The sequence below is a fragment of the Wenyingzhuangia heitensis genome (assembly GCF_011762155.1).
Classification (GTDB): domain Bacteria; phylum Bacteroidota; class Bacteroidia; order Flavobacteriales; family Flavobacteriaceae; genus Wenyingzhuangia; species Wenyingzhuangia heitensis.
The window spans coordinates 546209-563904 of record NZ_JAASQL010000001.1 but is presented as its reverse complement, the minus strand read 5'-3'; the positions used below and the strand labels follow the sequence as shown (position 1 = coordinate 563904).

Below are 17696 nucleotides of genomic sequence, written 5' to 3'. Positions count from 1 at the left end.
CCTTTTTTATAAACATTTTACTGATTTCTTTTTGATTGTTAAAATAATCTCAGAAACAATAGAAACCGCAATTTCTTGTGGAGTTACAGATCCTATATCCAATCCTGTTGGGCCATGAATAAGTGCTAAAAATTCTTCAGAAACATCTAAATCCTCTTCAATTAAAGCATTTAACAATTGCTCTTTTCTTTTTTTAGCTCCCAACAAACCTATATACACAGGCCTCTTGTTTTTTATACTTTTTAAAAACAATAAATCTTTTGCATAATTATGATTCATCAATACAATTGCCGTTTCATCATCAATCAACAAGTCTATCTCTTTTTCTTCTTCCAAATTGATAATCTTTTTAGTTCCAATAAACTTATCAATAGATTTTAATATTTTACCCGTATTTACAACCGTAACTTCCCAACCTAAAAAAGAAGCTTGCTGACTTAAACTGTTTGCATCGTGCTCTATACCTATGATATACAATTGAAATATAGGTTCCATTTTTTGACGAAAACAATTAAAAAAATCAGTTCCTTTTTTAACGTTTGATATTGGATATTCTTCGTCTTCAAACTGAATAATTGTTCTTCCTTCTTCAGAAAATTCATCACCATAAAAAGTAACCAATTCAAAAGATGTTCTATTTACAAACGATTCTTGAATTTTAACAAGCACCTCATCTTCAATCTCTAATTTCTCTAACAACAAATACAACGTTCCTTCACAACCTAAACGGTAACGACCATCATAACTCATCAGCTTAGATTGGCCTGTTGCAAATACCGATTCTGATTGACGAACCACTTCTTTTTCTACACAACCACCACTTACAGCTCCAACAATTTGTTGATTTTGGTGAATTAACATTCGCACACCTTCTTTTCTATAAGATGAACCATTAACCGACACTAAAGTAGCTAACACTGTACTTTTAGAAAGTGATTTTGCTTGTGAATAAGCTGTAATTATTTGTTTAAATTCATGAGTCATGAAATATCTAACTATTTAACCCATTGGTTACAAATGGATGTTTTCTTAATCTATTTCCCGTAGCTGCATAAATTGCATTTGCCAATGCAGCGGGTGCTGGTGGTAAAGTAGGCTCTCCCATACCTGTTGGAGCTTCATCACTTTTTATAAATGAAACGTGAATTTCTGGAGCTTCTTTTAAACGAATCAATCTATATTGATGAAAATTGGTGTTTTGTGCCACTCCCTTTTCTACAATTTGTTCGCTATACATAGCATGTCCTATTCCGTCTATAATTCCACCTTCTGCTTGTGCTTGTGCACCTAAAGGATTCACTACAATTCCGCAATCTACTGCACAATATACTTTGGTTACCACAGGTTGATGGTCTTTAATTTCTACCTCAGCAATTTGAGCTACATGAGAATTGTGACTGTAGTAAGCACTAAATCCTTGGTATACTCCTTTTTTAGAGGTTCCAAAATTAGCATCCGCCACTACTTTTTTAATCACCGCTTGCATTCTATCAGGAGAATATTGCATGTTTTTATCCTTGTGATTTTTAGCATTTTCCAACAAATCTAATCGTAATTGAACAGGGCTAGTATTTAATTCTATAGCTAATTCATCAAAAAAGCTTTGTTCTGCAAAAGCCAATATATTACAAATAGGAGCTCGCCAAGCAAAACAAGTTACCTTACTTTTTATTCTATGAGTTTCTATTAATAAATTATCAACAGCACCTGATGGAAAAAAATCTGCTCGCATTTTATTAACCGTTGCATTTACAGAAGCCTCTTGTAAATGATACCCTGTAACTTTTCCGTTTTTTATAGCTGCCTTGATTTTATATTTTACTTTAGGCCTATACAAACCTGCTGTCATATCATCTTCTCTAGTATAAACTAATTTTACCGGTTTTTTAATTTTATCAGAAATTAATGCAGCTTCTATCACATAATCTCCTTTTAATCTTCTACCAAAACCACCACCAATTCTACACATTTCTAAAGTTACCTCACTCACCTCTCTTTTTAAAATTCTAGCAACCTGATTAGCTGTTCCTTCTGGAGTTTGTATAGGTCCTTTTAATTCAATTTTACTAGGAGTTACGTTAGCAAAAAAGTTCATAGGCTCCATGGTATTGTGCGCTAAGAAAGGAGCTTCGTAAACTCTTTCTACTACTTTGTCTGCTTTGCTAAAAGCCTCTAAGACATTACCATCTTCTCTTATTTTTTTAAACTCCCCAGACTCAAAAGCTTTGTCCATTTGAGCATCAAAATAATTGGAATCTTCTTTTTTATTTACCTCGTCATAAGTTGCGGTTACTTGCTTTTTACCTTTAAACGCAGCCCAAGTATCGGTTGCAATTACAGCTATATTGTTCCCAATACGAATTACCTCTAAAACTCCTTTTACTTTTAAAGCTTCCGAATCATCTATATTGATTAGTTTTTGCCCAAATGCTGGCGGATGAATAATAGAAGCATACACCATTCCCTCTTCAAAATAATCCATTCCGTACAAAGAATCTCCTTGGGTTATTTTAAAATTATCAACATTCCTGGCTTGTTTTCCTATAATTTTAAAGTATTTTGGTTCTTTTAAAGTGACTTTAGTTGGCACTTCTAATTTGGCTGCTTTTACAACCAAATCTCCATATCCTATTTTTTTTCCGTTAGGATGAATTACAAATCCACTATTTGTTTTACAATCACTCGCATTCACATTCCACTCTATAGCAGCAGCGTTTATCAACATTTGTCTTGCCGTGGCACCTGCTTCTCTTAAATGCATCCAAGAATAACGAATAGATTGACTTCCTCCTGCTACTTGCCTTTTAAAATTAGCAGTATCCAAATTGGCTTGTTTTACACTTACATTTTCCCAAACAACATCTAACTCTTCTGCCACAATCATAGGCATAGATGTTTTTACACCTTGCCCAATTTCTGGATTTGGTGCATAAATAGTCACCATTCCATTGTTGGCTATTTGTATATAAGCATTAAAATTATTGTAGTTTAAAGACTCTAGATCGTTGGGCATTTTAGAACTTATATCACTTGCCTGTAAATAATTAACTCCAAAAATAATTCCTGTTCCTGAAAGCAAAGACACCTTTATAAAGGTTTTTCTGTCCATTTTATTTTTTAATGTTTTCATTTATTTAGTTTTTTGAGTGATTTCAACAGCTTTTTCTACCGCTTTTTCAATTCTTTTATAGGTAGCACATCTACAAATATTTCCGTGCATAGCATCTTTAATTTCATTTTTAGTAGGGTTTTTATTTTCTGCTAAAAAAGAAGAAGCTGCCATAATTTGTCCTGCTTGACAGTAGCCACATTGTGGTACATCTATATCTCTCCATGCAATTTGTACAGGATGGTTATTTTGATCAGACAAACCTTCTATAGTGGTAATTTTAGAATCACCCACCGCAATTACAGGAAACAAACAACTACGAATAACAGTTCCATTTAGATGCACAGAGCACGCTCCACACTGACCAATTCCACAACCAAATTTAGTACCAACCAAATGTAAATGGTCTCTTAACACCCAAAGTAGCGGAGTGTCTTGATCCACATCAACCTTATATACTTTATTATTTACTGTTAACTTAAATTGCATAATTGTTGTTTTAAATTTAATAAAATGGAATGCCTTTAAACGTTCATCACTAAAAGAACAATTTTAATACCAATACAACATTCTCAGATGGTTAAATTATAAAATCATATGTTCTTAGATAAATCGTATATAGACAACTTTTTAACATATTTCAACTTCAAACTATAATATCATCGTATTTGTTCAGTTTTCTGTAAATTTGCAGACTTAATAACTGATTATTTTTGTTGAAATGGTAGAAAAAAAATCATTGAATTTTATAGAACAAATTATAGAAGAAGATTTGGCTAATGGATTGGATCCAAAGAATCTTAGATTCCGTTTTCCACCAGAACCAAATGGATATTTACACATTGGGCATGCTGCTTCTATTTGCTTAAACTTTGGATTGGGAGAAAAATACAACGCTCCTGTAAACTTGCGTTTTGACGACACCAACCCTGCCAAAGAAGAGCAAGAATATGTTGATGCTATTAAGCGTGATGTAGCTTGGTTAGGTTTTAAGTGGGATAAGGAATTGTATTCTTCTGACTATTTTCAACAATTATATGATTGGACTGTAGAGATTATTAAAGCAGGTAATGCTTATGTAGACTTACAATCATCCGAAGAAATTGCCAAGCAAAAAGGAACTCCTACAGAGCCTGGTGTTGCGGGTCCTTACAGAGATACTCCTATTGATGAAAATCTAGCTTTATTTGAAAAAATGAAGAATGGTGGATTTAATGAAGGGGAAGCTATTTTACGTGCTAAAATAGACATGCAGCATAACAACATGCATATGCGTGATCCTATTATGTATCGTGTGCTTAAAAAAGCTCACCACAGAACTGGAAACGATTGGGTTATTTATCCTATGTATGATTGGACTCATGGTGAATCTGATTACTTAGAACAAGTTACACACTCTTTGTGTACATTAGAATTTAAGAGTCATAGAGATTTATACGAATGGTATTTAGCACAAGTAGCTACTACTGACAACACACAGCCTAAACAACGTGAATTTGCGCGTAGAAACATTAGTTATACCGTAATGAGCAAACGTAAATTACTACAATTGGTTCAAGAAAATATGGTATCTGGATGGGATGATCCTCGTATGCCTACCATTTCTGGACTAAGACGTAGAGGTTATACTCCTAATTCTATAAGAAAATTTAGCGAAATTGCCGGAATTTCTAAAAGAGACAACGTAACAGATGTTGCTTTGTTAGAGTTTTGTATTAAAGATGAATTAAATAAAACAGCCCCACGTGTAATGGCTGTTTTAGATCCTATAAAATTGATAATTGATAATTATCCTGCTGACAAAGAGGAAATCTTAATTGCAGAAAACAACCCTGAGGATGAAACCGCAGGAGAAAGAGAAGTTCCTTTTTCTAAAGAGCTGTTTATAGAAAGAGAAGATTTTAGAGAACAAGCCAATAAAAAATTCTTTAGATTAAAAATTGGTGGAGAAGTTCGTTTAAAAAATGCATATATTATCAAAGCTGATTCGGTTGAAAAAGACGAAAACGGAAACATTACTGTTGTTCATTGTACAGCCGATTTAGACTCTAGATCTGGATCTGGAACCGAAGCTAGTCAACGTAGAGTAAAAGGAACCATTCACTGGGTAAGTAGTAAACACGCTGTAAAAACACAAGTGCGTTTGTACGATCGTTTGTTTAAGGATGAAGCTCCTGACAGTCATAAAGACATAGATTTTAAACAATTTATCAACCCAAACTCTTTAAAAACCATTACTGCTTTAGTTGAACCAAGTTTGTTAACGTCTAAACCAGGAGACAGATTTCAATTTCAACGTAAAGGGTATTTTTGTGCAGATACAAATAGTACTTCTAACCAATTGATATTTAACCGTACCGTTGGACTGACAGATTCTTGGGCTAAAGAAGAAAAGAAAACGGCTGCTCCTGCAAACGATGCTTCTTATGATACTATTATTGTTTTAGCAGGTAAACATTTAAAAGCTCGTAATAATGATGATAGAAATTCGATTCTATCAGAAATTGAACCTTTGGCAACACAGGTAAATAAAGAAGTGTTAGCTACCAAACTAAACGATGCTATTGCCAACAAAGATGTATTGGCTGGTTTATTAACCCTTAAATTTACAGGCATAACATCTCCTGAAGAGAAAGCTTTTATAGCCAAATCTTTAGGGATGAAGAATGGTTCTATAAAACTAGAAGCTATTAACATTACCATTACTGATGCTGAATTGTTGCTAGAAAACAAAACCTTGCTAGAAACTATTTTAGCCGAAGAAAAAAGTCCTTTTATTAAAGAGATTATAGAAAAGGCTTTAACATAAACTTTAAACAAAAAATAGCACCGATAAAGCTATTTATCAGTGCTAGTTTATTTAGTAAAATAAGTGTCGAAAACGACTTGTGTTTATAATTCCCTGCTCGATACAAAATTTATTTTTATTGCATTTCAATAATTTTTACAGACGTAAGAACTATTTATCTAGTGACAATTGCTTTGTAATTTTTGTTACTAATCATCGACTTAATAACAAGTAAATTTGAAATAGAAAACCTAAAAACAACAACAATGATACAAACAATTACAAAACAAGATTTTTTAGAAAAAGTATTTGATTTTGAAAAATCACAAGAATGGGAATTTGCTGGTGATGTTCCTGCTATTATTGATTTTTATGCCGACTGGTGTGGACCTTGTAAAGCAGTTGCTCCTGTTTTAGAACAATTAGAAAAAGAATACGATGGTAAAATAAATATTTACAAAGTAGACACGGAAGCTGAACAAGAATTGGCAGGTGCATTTGGAATTCGCTCTATTCCTTCTTTGTTATTTTGCCCTAAAGGAGAAAAACCACAAATGGCTCAAGGTGCTTTGCCTAAGCAGCAATTTGAAGAATTGATAAAGACTGTGTTAAAAGTTGAAAAATAATCATCAACAATATTAAAACAAAAAAAGCCTCACAGTTGTGAGGCTTTTTTTTGAATTTTATGTTTGTATTATATTTTAATATTGACACCTACATAAGGTCTAACTTGATTTACGGTTCCAAAAGTACCATCCTCTTTTTCTGCATAGGTCCATTGGTAATCTACACCTGCTTCTAAAAACTTATTAATTCTATAAGTTACTAAAATATTTGCCAACGCTCTAGAATCAAATTTAAAAGTATCTCCTAAATCAGACAATTGTCCTTTTACATATTTACCTCTAGCTCTAAAATTTGCAATTTCTTTGGTTTGTAAATTTAATCCAACAATGGCTCCTCTATTACTGTTTTCTAAATCGTCTGGTAAAATTAATTCTCCTTCAATCTTTACCAATCCTAAAATTTCACTTCCTAAACGACCATAAATACCTTGAGATTTTTCTGCTCCCACCAATTCAGTTAATCTAGCATCTTTGTTAATTTCATAAGCAAAGTTAAAAAACTGTGGAATGTAGTTTTCTCCATACCATTGTCTTTCTATTCTGGCATTTAAATGAAACACGTTGGCTACAAATCTAAATTGAGCTTCTACTCCTGTAGCAAATCCACTACCATCATCATAAGTAGTTCCATTATAATTTGTAGGATTGTTAACAACATTGTCTGCCAAAGCATCGTTTTCATGTAGCTTAGCATATTGTGCATCCCAGGTTAATTTTAACAACGCATTTTTTAATAAAGTGACACCAACATCTACTCCAACAGCACTATTTCCATCTCTTGTAAACGTAGTTGTGCTAGTAACACCTGCCTCTGTATCTTCTTCAAAATTATCTTTATCAGACACATAACTAACTCCCAACTCTAATGTTTTTAAAATAGGAATACTGGTTTTTGCCAAGGGCTTGTAATAAGGTCTTAAGGCTAATAATTTTTGAGTTCCATCAAAATTAACATCACTGTATATAGCCTCTAACCCAATTGTCTTTTTAAAAATTAAATCAGCACTAATACCAACCTTACGTCTTTCAAAAGAAATGGCATTGCTATAATTACCCACAAGTGAACCAAAACCAAGTTGTTCCCCAGTCATATCTCCTAGTTTTACATACACCGCATCTTTTTTCTTTTGCCCGTAACGCAAGTAACGAACCATTCTTAATACTCCAACACCATTATTAAACTCCTCAGTTCTTAGTTCACCATTTTCGGCATTAAACAACAAAGGAACATCTAATCCTAATCCAAATTTACCTATAGAAAATTCTGGTTGGACTCTAAATCCAATAAACGTTTGTTCTCCAATGGTAGTAACTCCAAGGTTAGCTGCCAAAGTATTTTCTTTATCAAAAGAACTTTCAAACTCATCTTGAGCATATCCAAATTGAACAAAAATAATTGCTAATAAAACAATTCTGATTGTAGTTTTCATAGTTATCGTGTTTAGTTTTAACATATGTTAAAACTAAAAAAAATTATAATAACCACAAGGTTATTTTTATGTTTCCACTTTTTTCTATTCTAGAATTCCGTCGAACTAGAAATCTTATATTTGCAAGCTAAAGTTATTTATATGCTAGCTATTCAGAATGTTTCTTATGCTTACACCAAAGGCAAATCGATACTTAAAAATATCAATTTTAATGTAAAGCAAGGAGAATATGTAGCACTTTTGGGAGAAAGTGGTTGTGGAAAAAGCACCTTGCTTGAAATCATTTATGGATTGATGGATCTTAAAGAAGGAACTATTTTTTATGGGGATAAAAAATTATTGGGACCTAAATTTAATATTATTCCAGGGCATCCGTTTATGAAATATTTGGCTCAAGATTTTAGTTTGATGCCTTTTACCACTGCTGCAGAAAATGTAGGTGAATTTTTATCTAACATTTACAAGGAAAAAAAACAGGCCAGAGTAAAAGAATTATTAGAGGTGGTAGACATGAGCGATTTTGCCAATACAAAAGTAAAAAACCTAAGTGGCGGACAAAAACAACGTGTTGCCATTGCCAGAGTTTTAGCCAAAGAGCCTAAAATTTTATTACTAGATGAACCTTTTAGTCATATTGATAATTTTAGAAAAAACAATTTAAGAAGACGTTTGTTTACCTATTTAAAAGCACAAAAAATATCTTGTATTGTTGCTACTCACGATAGTACAGATGCGCTTTCTTTTGCAGACACCATCCATATTATTAGAAATACTAACATTATTGCTAGTGGAACTCCAAAAGAAATTTATGAAACCCCCAATTCGGTTTATGTTGCTTCCTTTTTTAACGAAGTGAATGAAATTCCATACAAACTACTTAATATTCAGAAAAAAGGGACTGCTGTTCTGTATCCTGAGCAGCTTAAAATTGTAGAAAAATCAGATCTAAAAGCAACCGTTTTAAACAGTTATTTTAAAGGTTCTTTTTATCTAATAGAAGTAAAATTCCATCAGCAACAAATAATTATAGCTAGCCATAAAGAACATACCAAAGGAACTTTACTAAATATTAGTCTTTAATAGTTGTTGTTTTTAAAACTGCTTCTAACTCAAACATAAAATCACGCTTGTTTACAGATGGAGCATAGTTAAAACCTTCTACAACCACTACTCTATTATTCTTTTTATCTATAATAGAATAGTTTAAAAACGGCCCTGCGTTAAATGCTCCAAACACCTCCCAAGTACCTCGGGTTTCATAAGCTTTTTTACCATCTATTCTTATTTCTTTTACTACAGGAGTTCTAGCAGCTTCGGTAATCATGTACATTTTATCTACATTATTACCTCTAATGTATGCTTTACCAACTCTATCTCTATTTTTGATTATCTGCTCTAAAACAGGCTTGCTGTCATCAAACATAGGTGCTTCATAAGCAAGTAAATTATTGGTTTGATCTCCATTGGCAATTCCTCCAGATATGTGACTTCTCATCCACATAAAAGAATTTAGAGTATCCATAACCACTCTATACTTGTTAGGAATATCCATTTTTACTCCCAAACCAGATAAGGCTTTTATTTTAGTTGCAATTTTATTTTTTCTGTTTTCTTTCTGTATGGTCTTAATATCTTCATTTTTAAAAACATCAATCATTTCTGGACCTTTAGAAGCTATTAAAGCAACCAATTCATCAACAGTAGCTGCTTTTAATTCTACAATAGTTTGTGGTTTAGCATACTTATCTTTTGTGGTTCTAAAAGTTTCTTTATCGGATAATTGCAACACCAATAAATTTCTACTATGCTGAAACATTTTGTTAAATGCTTTTGGTGGAATGGTAGATATGTTAAATTGAAATTCGGGCTGTGGCAAACCTATCATAGGCTCTGCTATTAACTCTTTAAAAGCTTTTCCGATTTTACCTTTCCAATGTTGAGGTTCTACAACTACAATAATATGATTAATTCTACCCGTAGATTCAGGAATCATATAACTATTATCTTGTTTTTCTTTTCCTTCTTTACCTCCACAGGCAATTAATAAAACGAATGCTAAAAAAGTAATTATTTTTTTCATAGTGTTTACATTTCATAGATAACCAATTGGTTTCCTAGTTTTAAATTATTACTCCCCCAAAGATTATTCCAAGATCTTACTGCTGTAACTGTTACATTGTATTTTTTAGAAATATCCCAAAGGCTATCTCCATTTACCACCGTATGATATGTTTTTGTTCCTTTTTTAGGAACTTCTATTTTGGTTATTTTTTTAACAGGTTTTGGTTTGGCAACCGTGTAGTTTAATCTTTTAGGGTAAATAGTTAAGTACTGCCCCACTTTTAAATTAGTAGATCTTAAGGTATTCCATTTTTTAAGATCTCTTACATAAACTCCATGTCTCTCTGCTATTAATCCTAAATAATCTCCAGATTTTACTCGGTAACGTATACGTTGACTCATTTCGAAATACTGAGGCAATGGTTTTTCTCTTTCATTTGCCTGAGCTGTTGCATATTCATACACCTTATCTTCATTGTCTACAAAAGCCAAAGCATCTTTTAAAGGCAATGCTAATTTGTAATTTCTACCTTTCACATAAGGCACAATATTTAGCTTATATGATGGATTTAAAAATTCTAACAATTCTATATCCGTTCCCACCATATCATTTACTTGCTGAAACGTTAGCAATTGTTTTACCTGAATACTATCAACTTCAAATTGATGAATTCTAGGTTGTTCTTTATAAATATTGTGTTCTTTAGCATATTCAAAAATATACATAGTCGCATAAAAGGCAGGCAAGTAACCCGCTGTTTCCTTTGGTAAAAAAGGTCTAATATTCCAATAATTAGTTCTGTTTCCAGATCTTCTAATAGCTTTAGAAACATTTCCTGGACCCGAATTATAAGCTGCCAATGCTAAATCCCAATCGTTAAAACTATGATACAACTGTTCTAGATATTTACAAGCTGCTTTTGTAGATTTTACAGGATCTTGTCTTTCATCTACATAAGAACTTACTTTTAAATTAAACATTTTACCCGTTTGATACATAAACTGCCATAACCCTGTTGCTCCCACTCTAGATTTTGCTCTAGGTTTTAATGCAGATTCTACAATGGCTAAGTATTTAATTTCTAACGGAATTTCGTATTGAGCTAATTGTTCTTCAAAAAACGGAAAATAATATTCCGCTCTGGCCATCATTTGTGGATAGTATTTCTTTCTATACTTTAAATAACTTTTGATCATTCTTTCCAACTCAATATTGTATTCAATATGAAAAGGAGTTTTCTCGTTCAAACGAGTTAATCTATATTTTAATGTATCTGTAGATAAATCTTCTGATAAAAAACGATCATCTTCTACAGGCGTTAAATTTTCAAATAAACTGTCTGACAAAGAAGATTTATATAAGTTCTCCATCCAAAGGCGGTCTATTTTTTCTATTTCCTCACTTGCAATAGCATCTTTATATTCTTGAACCGTTACGGCTATCTCCTGATTGACATTTGCCAAACTATCTATCTCTTTTTGAGCAAATACAGAACTACTTAACAATACTATTACAAAACCTAACTTCATCAATCTACCCATTAAAATACTACTCGTTTAATAATTTTGTAACCTCATCTAAATTAGGAGATAACACTATTTCTATTCTTCTATTTTTGGCTTTCCCAGCATCTGTTGTATTCGCTGCAACAGGAATATATTCACTACGACCTGCAGCAGTAATTTGCTTTGGAGATACATTTTGATCTTGTAAAATTCTAACAATTGCAGTCGCTCTTTTTACAGATAAATCCCAGTTATCTTTAATAACACCACCATGGTAAGGATCGTTATCTGTATGTCCTTCAATCAACACATTAATGGTAGGATTTTTTTCTAATACTTTTGCCAATTCCACTACAGCAGGTTTTCCGTTTACACCTACATCCCATCTACCAGATTGGAATAACAGTTTGTTTTCCATAGAAACATAAATTTTTCCATCTCTATTTTCAACAGTTAATCCTTTACCCTCAAAACTAACCAAGGCTTCACTAATGGCACTTTTTAATTTTTGCATTGCTGCTTCTTTACTCGCAATTAAAGCCTCTAAATCGGTAATTCTTTGTGATCTAGAATCTAAAGCTGCTTTTAATTTTGTCAATTTAGCTTCTTCTTGCAGTAATTTATTTTCTTTAGTTTCTAACTCCGATAAAAGTGTTTGATTTTCGTTTATTTTAGAGTTAATTGTTGAGGAACTATTTGTAGACAAGTCATCATAAGATTCTTGAAGTTTATTATATCTACCCATGATTGCATCAATCTCATCATTTAATTTTTTTGATTGATTGTTGTAATATAATTGTTCTTGTTTTAAATCTCTTAACTCTTTGGACATTCCAAATTTATCTTTGATTAACTCATCATTTTGAGTCACTAAATCTGAACTTGTATCTCTTAATCTATCGTACTTATCTGATAATTCTGTAAACTGTTTTTTGGTTACACAACTTGTTAAAACAGTAAGAGTTAAAACGGTAAATAAAATTTTTTTCATCTGATGAATTTATTTAGATATTTCTACAACTATTGGGCAATGGTCTGAATGTTTTGCTTCTGGCAAGATATAAGCTCTTTCTAATCTATCTTGTAAATTTTGAGTTACCATATGGTAATCAATCCTCCATCCTTTATTATTATTTCTAGAGTTGGCTCTATAGCTCCACCAAGAATAATGATGTGGTTCTTTGTTAAAATGTCTAAAACTATCTATAAAACCACTGTCTATAAATTTGCTTAGCCATTCTCTTTCTACTGGTAAAAATCCTGATGTATTTTTGTTCTGTTTAGGATTGTGAATATCTATTTCTGTATGACAAATATTATAATCTCCACAAATAATTAAATTGGGAACTTCTTTGCGCAACTCCGTTACATATTCCAAAAACTCATCCATAAAAGTGAATTTAAAATCTAAACGAGCATCGTTGGTTCCAGATGGTAAATACAAACTCATTACAGAAAAGGTATCATAATCTACACGTAAATTTCTACCTTCAAAATCCATAGATTCTATTCCCGTTCCGTATTCCACATGGTTTGGTTCTTCTTTACACAATATGGCTACACTACTGTATCCTTTTTTTTGTGCCGAAAACCAATAATTGTATTTATATCCTAAGTTTTCAAATACACTAAGATCTAATTGTTCTTTGTGTGCTTTGGTCTCTTGCAAGCATAAAATATCTGGGTTGGCAACTTCTAACCATTCCAAAAAGCCTTTTTTTAAGGCAGCTCTAATTCCATTTACATTATAGGATATAATTTTCATATCTAAGTTTCTTAAAAGTCAGGATTTGTTTCTATTAAAGAGCTTTCTCCGTCTTCATCAACGGACGAATTACAATCAATTGCTATACCAAAGTCTTCGGGTTGTTCAAAATCTTCTTGACTAATATTTAAAGATTCATCTGCATAACATTTTTTCATAAATAAAGCCCATGTAGGTAAAGACATACTTGCTCCTTGTCCATAGGTAATTCCAGCAAAGTGTGTAGATCTTTCTTCTCCTCCTGTCCAAACTCCTACTGCTAAATTAGGCACTACTCCCATAAACCAACCATCAGATTGGTTTTGTGTTGTTCCTGTTTTTCCTGCTATTGGATTGGTAAATTGATATGGATATCCTGTAGCAACATTCTCTGGGTATTTTCCCCATTTACCACGTAGCCTTACTCCAGATCCTTCCATAGTTACTCCTTTTAGTAAATCCAACACTGCATAAGCAGCTTCTTCACTCATTACTTCTTCAGACTGAGGAACAAAACGTTGTAAAACACTTCCGTTTTTATCTTCAATACGCATTACCATAGTCTGATTTACTCTAAATCCTTTGTTAGCAAACATGGCATAAGCTCCAACCATATCATACAAACTAGCATCTATTGTTCCCAATGCTATAGATGGATATGGTGGTATATTTGAGGTTATTCCAGATTTTTTTGCCAATTGAACTACGGTTTCTGGCCCAACTCTATCAATCATTCTTGCCGTAATTACGTTTATAGATTTTGCCAACGCTTGTTTTAACGTTAACTCTCCTCCGTACTCATCACCTGCATTTTTAGGAGTCCAATCTTCTAACAAATCATACTTTCCTTTTGGAATAGTAAAGGGTGTATTTGGATATTTTTCGCAAGGAGAAATTCTAAATTGATTGATTGCTGATGCATATACAAAAGGTTTAAAAGTAGAACCTACCTGACGTTTCCCTTGCTTTACATGATCGTATTTAAAGTATTTGTGATTGATACCTCCTACCCAAGCTTTTATATGTCCTGTTTGTGGCTCTACCGCTAACAACCCTGAACGCAAAAATGATTTGTAATATTTGATAGAATCATAAGGAGACATTACCGTGTCTTTACTTCCTTTTTTCCAATCAAAAACCTCCATTTTTCGTTTTTCTTTAAAATTTATAAGGATCTCTTTTTTACTCAATCCTTTCTCTTTTAAAGTTTTATATCTATCACTAGTCCTAATAGCTCTAAACAAAATGGCTTCTACTTGGCTTTTATCAATGTCGTAAAAAGGAGCTGTAGGATTTCTTTTTTGTTCTTTAAAAAAGATACGTTGCAAGTTAGACATGTGCTCTGTAACTGCTTGCTCTGCATAAGCCTGCATTTTAGAATCTAGGGTTACAAAAATCTTTAATCCATCTCTATAAATATTGTAATAACTTCCGTCTGGCTTAGGGTTTTGTTTGATCCACTTTTTTAAATAATCTCTTAAGTACTCTCTAAAATAAGTCGCATATCCATCACTATGTCCTTCTGGAGTATAATCAATTTTAATAGGTAAATCATTTAATGAATCTTTTTCTTTTACAGTAATTAGTCCATTTCTTTCTAATTGACCAAAAACAGTTGCTCTTCTATTTTTAGCGTTGGTAGGAAATCTTCTAGGATTGTATAACGATGGATTTTTAGCCATTCCCACCAAAATAGCAGACTCTTCTAACGTTAGCTCTTTAGGCTCTTTGTTAAAGTATATTCTTGATGCTGAACGAATACCAATTGCGTTGTATAAAAAATCGTACTTGTTAAGGTACATGGTAATAATTTCGTTCTTGGTATATTGTTTTTCTAACTTAACAGCAATTACCCATTCTTTTAATTTTTGACCAACACGTTTCACTATATTTCTAGTCCCGTAATTTTCTGTAAACAATTGTTTTGCCAATTGTTGTGTAATGGTACTTCCTCCACCATCTCTACCTAGTTTGGCTATAGCTCTTGCCAAACTGTAAAAATCAATTCCAGAATGCTCATAAAAACGTTCGTCTTCTGTAGCAATTAAAGCTGTTACTAAGTTTTGTGGCAAATCTTGAAACTTAACAGGAGTTCTGTTTTCTTTGTAATACTTACCTAGTGTAACTCCGTCTGAAGAAATAATTTCTGTAGCAAAGTTTTTTTCTGGACTTTCTAACTCTTCAAACGTGGGCAATTTTCCAAAAGCTCCCATATTTACCAATAAAAATATGGCAAACACACTTAATACTGAAAATGAAAACAGTGCCCAAAAAATCTTTACATAAGATTTGTAATTGGGTTTTGATTCTTTTTTCTTATTCATTATTTCTATGTCTTATTTTGTTGATTCTTCAATTCTTAATCCCACATCTATAACACCAAAAAGCTTTGGAACCCCATCAATTTCACCTCTTTTTCTCATTGCCTGAAAAAACTCAAATTGATAGGTTCCTCTTTCGGGAAAAATGTAATCTTCTAAAAAAAACAGTTTGTTATTTTTAACATCTGTAAGTCCATCTCCTAGCCAATTTCCAAAAGCATCTGCCATTTCATATTCCAATGTATCTTGAATTACAATTTTGCTAGGCAAAGTAACTTTAGAAATTACAAACAAATTTCTATACTGATAATTATTGTCTGTACGAACATTTAAAAACACATGATGTGATTGGATGGTATCCTTTATATCTGCTTTAAAAACTACCGAATCTTTAGCTTGCCAAGTTCCGTTTTTTAGGGTTTGATAAGAATCATATTTCTTATAACGATCACAAGAAATAGATAGTATCAATACAACACAAAAAAGAAGTTTATTCACTTTTAGCAGGCCCATTATTTGGTTTGTTTGGTCTTCTTCTGTTATTATTGTTTCTTCTTCTAGGCTTGTTTGCTTGTCCGTTTTCAGATTTCGCTTGTCCATCCTGACTCCCTCCTTGTTTATTTTGTGGTTTTGGTCTTTGAGGTCTTCTTTTAGGCCTTGGTTTATTTGTATTAGCTCCTTCTTTAGCTGGTTGTTGCTCTACAGTTTTAGCATTTGGATTTGCTTTTTGTGCAGGATTATTACTATCTGGCTTGTTAGGTCTTCTTCTATTATTTGGTTTTCTTACAGGTCTATTCCCTCCTTCTTTACTAGGCTGTTTTGCCTCGGGAGTATTAGTAGTGTTTGTTTTAACTGTAGGGTTCTGCTTTTGTGGAGCTGTATTAGTTCTTGGTTTATTTTTAGAACGATTGTTTCTTCTATTGTTTTTACGCTTTGGTTCATCAAAACGAGTTAAACTGTCTTGACCTACAACATTTTCAAAATCAATTTTAGTTTCTTCAATATTCTCAGCATCAAACTCTTCTAATCCATCAACTGAATTTCCTTGTTTGTTTTCTTGAATAATTTCTTGAACTTGAGCCAAAGTTAATTTAAACCATTTGGATTTATTTTCTTTATAAGTATACCATAATACTTCTTTAAAAATATCCATTTTAATAAAAATCCCTAATCCTTTTTCTGTTTTTAAAACTACGTTTTGGGCAGGAAAACTCTTTAAAGCATCTAAGTAAGTATCTAACTCATAGTTTAAACAACATTTTAATTTACCACATTGACCTGCTAGTTTTTGTGGGTTTAATGAAAGTTGTTGATATCTAGCTGCAGCTGTATTTACTTTTCTAAAATCTGTTAGCCAAGTAGAACAACACAACTCTCTACCACAAGAACCTACTCCTCCTAAACGAGCTGCTTCTTGACGTAGCCCTACTTGTTTCATTTCTACTCTAATAGAAAATGCCGAAGCCAATTCTCTAATTAATTGACGAAAATCTACTCGATCATCTGCTGTATAATAAAAAGTAGCTTTATTTCCATCTCCCTGATACTCAACATCCGAAAGTTTCATTTTAAGACCTAGCTTAATAATAATTTCTCTTCCTTTTTTTTGAGTTTCAATTTCTCTATTTCTGGCTTCTTCCCAAGTTTCAATATCTTTAAGGGTCGCTTTTCTGTAAATCTTTTTTACTTCTTCGCTATCAATTTCTACCTTTTTCTTTTTCATTTGAATTTTAACCAATTCTCCTGTTAAAGAAATGGTTCCAATATCATGTCCTGGATTCCCTTCTACAGCAACAACTTCTCCTATAGTAAGTTGAAAATTTTTCTCGTTTTTATAAAAATGTTTTCTACCGTTTTTAAAACGGATTTCTACAATATCAAATGGTTTTTGACCTGTTGGCAGTTCCATATTAGATAGCCAATCAAAAACAGTTAATTTATCGCAACTTCCGGTACCACAACTCCCATTGCTTTTACAGCCATTTGGCACACCACCTTCTTTAGTTGAGCAACTAGTACAGCTCATATATTTTTATATATTATCACACAATTGTGTAAGATTCGTAATTCATCAAAAATTAGTATTTGCCTAATTTTTTTCTATTAATTTT

Annotated in this window: 14 protein-coding genes; 3 read left to right on the top strand and 11 right to left on the bottom strand. The window is 32.4% G+C overall.

Translation table 11 applies throughout. The features are described from left to right. Positions 1-6 precede the first annotated feature (6 nt). Genes FHR24_RS02315 through FHR24_RS02305 form a run of 3 tightly spaced genes read right to left on the bottom strand, consistent with a single transcriptional unit; the run spans position 7 to position 3598 of the window. Positions 7-984 carry an XdhC family protein gene (locus FHR24_RS02315; protein ID WP_167183284.1) on the bottom strand — a complete coding sequence of 326 codons (978 nt, stop codon included), beginning with the start codon at positions 982-984 and terminating at the stop codon, positions 7-9. Between the two features lie 7 nt (positions 985-991). Further along, positions 992-3130: a xanthine dehydrogenase family protein molybdopterin-binding subunit gene (locus tag FHR24_RS02310; protein ID WP_167183281.1), complete on the bottom strand. Its 2139-nt coding sequence runs from the start codon at positions 3128-3130 to the stop codon at positions 992-994. Further along, positions 3131-3598, bottom strand: a complete 468-nt coding sequence (locus FHR24_RS02305) for a (2Fe-2S)-binding protein (RefSeq protein WP_167183278.1) — start codon at positions 3596-3598, stop codon at positions 3131-3133. 232 nt (positions 3599-3830) lie between these two features. Between FHR24_RS02305 and FHR24_RS02300 the strand changes: the two genes are divergently transcribed. Together FHR24_RS02300 and trxA are read left to right on the top strand one after the other, a co-directional pair. Further along, positions 3831-5918, top strand: coding sequence for a glutamine--tRNA ligase/YqeY domain fusion protein (locus tag FHR24_RS02300; protein WP_167183275.1), 2088 nt, complete (start codon positions 3831-3833; stop codon positions 5916-5918). A gap of 245 nt (positions 5919-6163) precedes the next feature. Beyond that, positions 6164-6523 (top strand): thioredoxin, encoded by a 360-nt coding sequence (gene trxA, locus FHR24_RS02295; protein ID WP_167183272.1) that lies wholly within the window; start codon positions 6164-6166, stop codon positions 6521-6523. A gap of 68 nt (positions 6524-6591) precedes the next feature. Here the strand turns inward: trxA and FHR24_RS02290 are convergent, their stop codons facing one another. Next, positions 6592-7953 (bottom strand): hypothetical protein, encoded by a 1362-nt coding sequence (locus FHR24_RS02290; protein WP_167183268.1) that lies wholly within the window; start codon positions 7951-7953, stop codon positions 6592-6594. A 141-nt stretch (positions 7954-8094) separates the two neighbouring features. Between FHR24_RS02290 and FHR24_RS02285 the strand changes: the two genes are divergently transcribed. Beyond that, complete coding sequence (locus tag FHR24_RS02285; RefSeq protein ID WP_167183265.1) at positions 8095-9033, top strand: ABC transporter ATP-binding protein; 939 nt, start codon at positions 8095-8097, stop codon at positions 9031-9033. Here FHR24_RS02285 and FHR24_RS02280 read toward each other — a convergent pair. Genes FHR24_RS02280 through FHR24_RS02250 form a run of 7 tightly spaced genes read right to left on the bottom strand, consistent with a single transcriptional unit; the run spans position 9023 to position 17611 of the window. After that, the gene (locus FHR24_RS02280) at positions 9023-10033 is read right to left on the bottom strand and encodes a DUF4837 family protein (RefSeq protein ID WP_167183262.1); all 1011 of its coding nucleotides are present in this window, start codon (positions 10031-10033) and stop codon (positions 9023-9025) included. The two genes, FHR24_RS02285 and FHR24_RS02280, sit on opposite strands and share 11 nt — an antisense overlap. A gap of 5 nt (positions 10034-10038) precedes the next feature. After that, positions 10039-11544 carry a transglycosylase SLT domain-containing protein gene (locus tag FHR24_RS02275; RefSeq protein ID WP_167183258.1) on the bottom strand — a complete coding sequence of 502 codons (1506 nt, stop codon included), beginning with the start codon at positions 11542-11544 and terminating at the stop codon, positions 10039-10041. A gap of 19 nt (positions 11545-11563) precedes the next feature. Continuing rightward, a complete protein-coding gene (locus FHR24_RS02270) occupies positions 11564-12511 on the bottom strand; it encodes an OmpA/MotB family protein (RefSeq protein ID WP_167183255.1) in 948 nt (315 codons plus the stop codon). Between the two features lie 9 nt (positions 12512-12520). Continuing rightward, entirely contained in the window at positions 12521-13285 is a 765-nt protein-coding gene (locus FHR24_RS02265) for an exodeoxyribonuclease III (RefSeq protein WP_167183252.1), read from the bottom strand. Between the two features lie 11 nt (positions 13286-13296). Beyond that, complete coding sequence (locus tag FHR24_RS02260) at positions 13297-15588, bottom strand: transglycosylase domain-containing protein (protein WP_167183249.1); 2292 nt, start codon at positions 15586-15588, stop codon at positions 13297-13299. Between the two features lie 12 nt (positions 15589-15600). Further along, the gene (locus tag FHR24_RS02255) at positions 15601-16083 is read right to left on the bottom strand and encodes a gliding motility lipoprotein GldH (RefSeq protein WP_167183246.1); all 483 of its coding nucleotides are present in this window, start codon (positions 16081-16083) and stop codon (positions 15601-15603) included. Continuing rightward, entirely contained in the window at positions 16076-17611 is a 1536-nt protein-coding gene (locus FHR24_RS02250) for a PSP1 domain-containing protein (RefSeq protein ID WP_167183244.1), read from the bottom strand. Before FHR24_RS02250 ends, FHR24_RS02255 begins: the two co-directional genes overlap by 8 nt. Positions 17612-17696 lie beyond the last annotated feature (85 nt).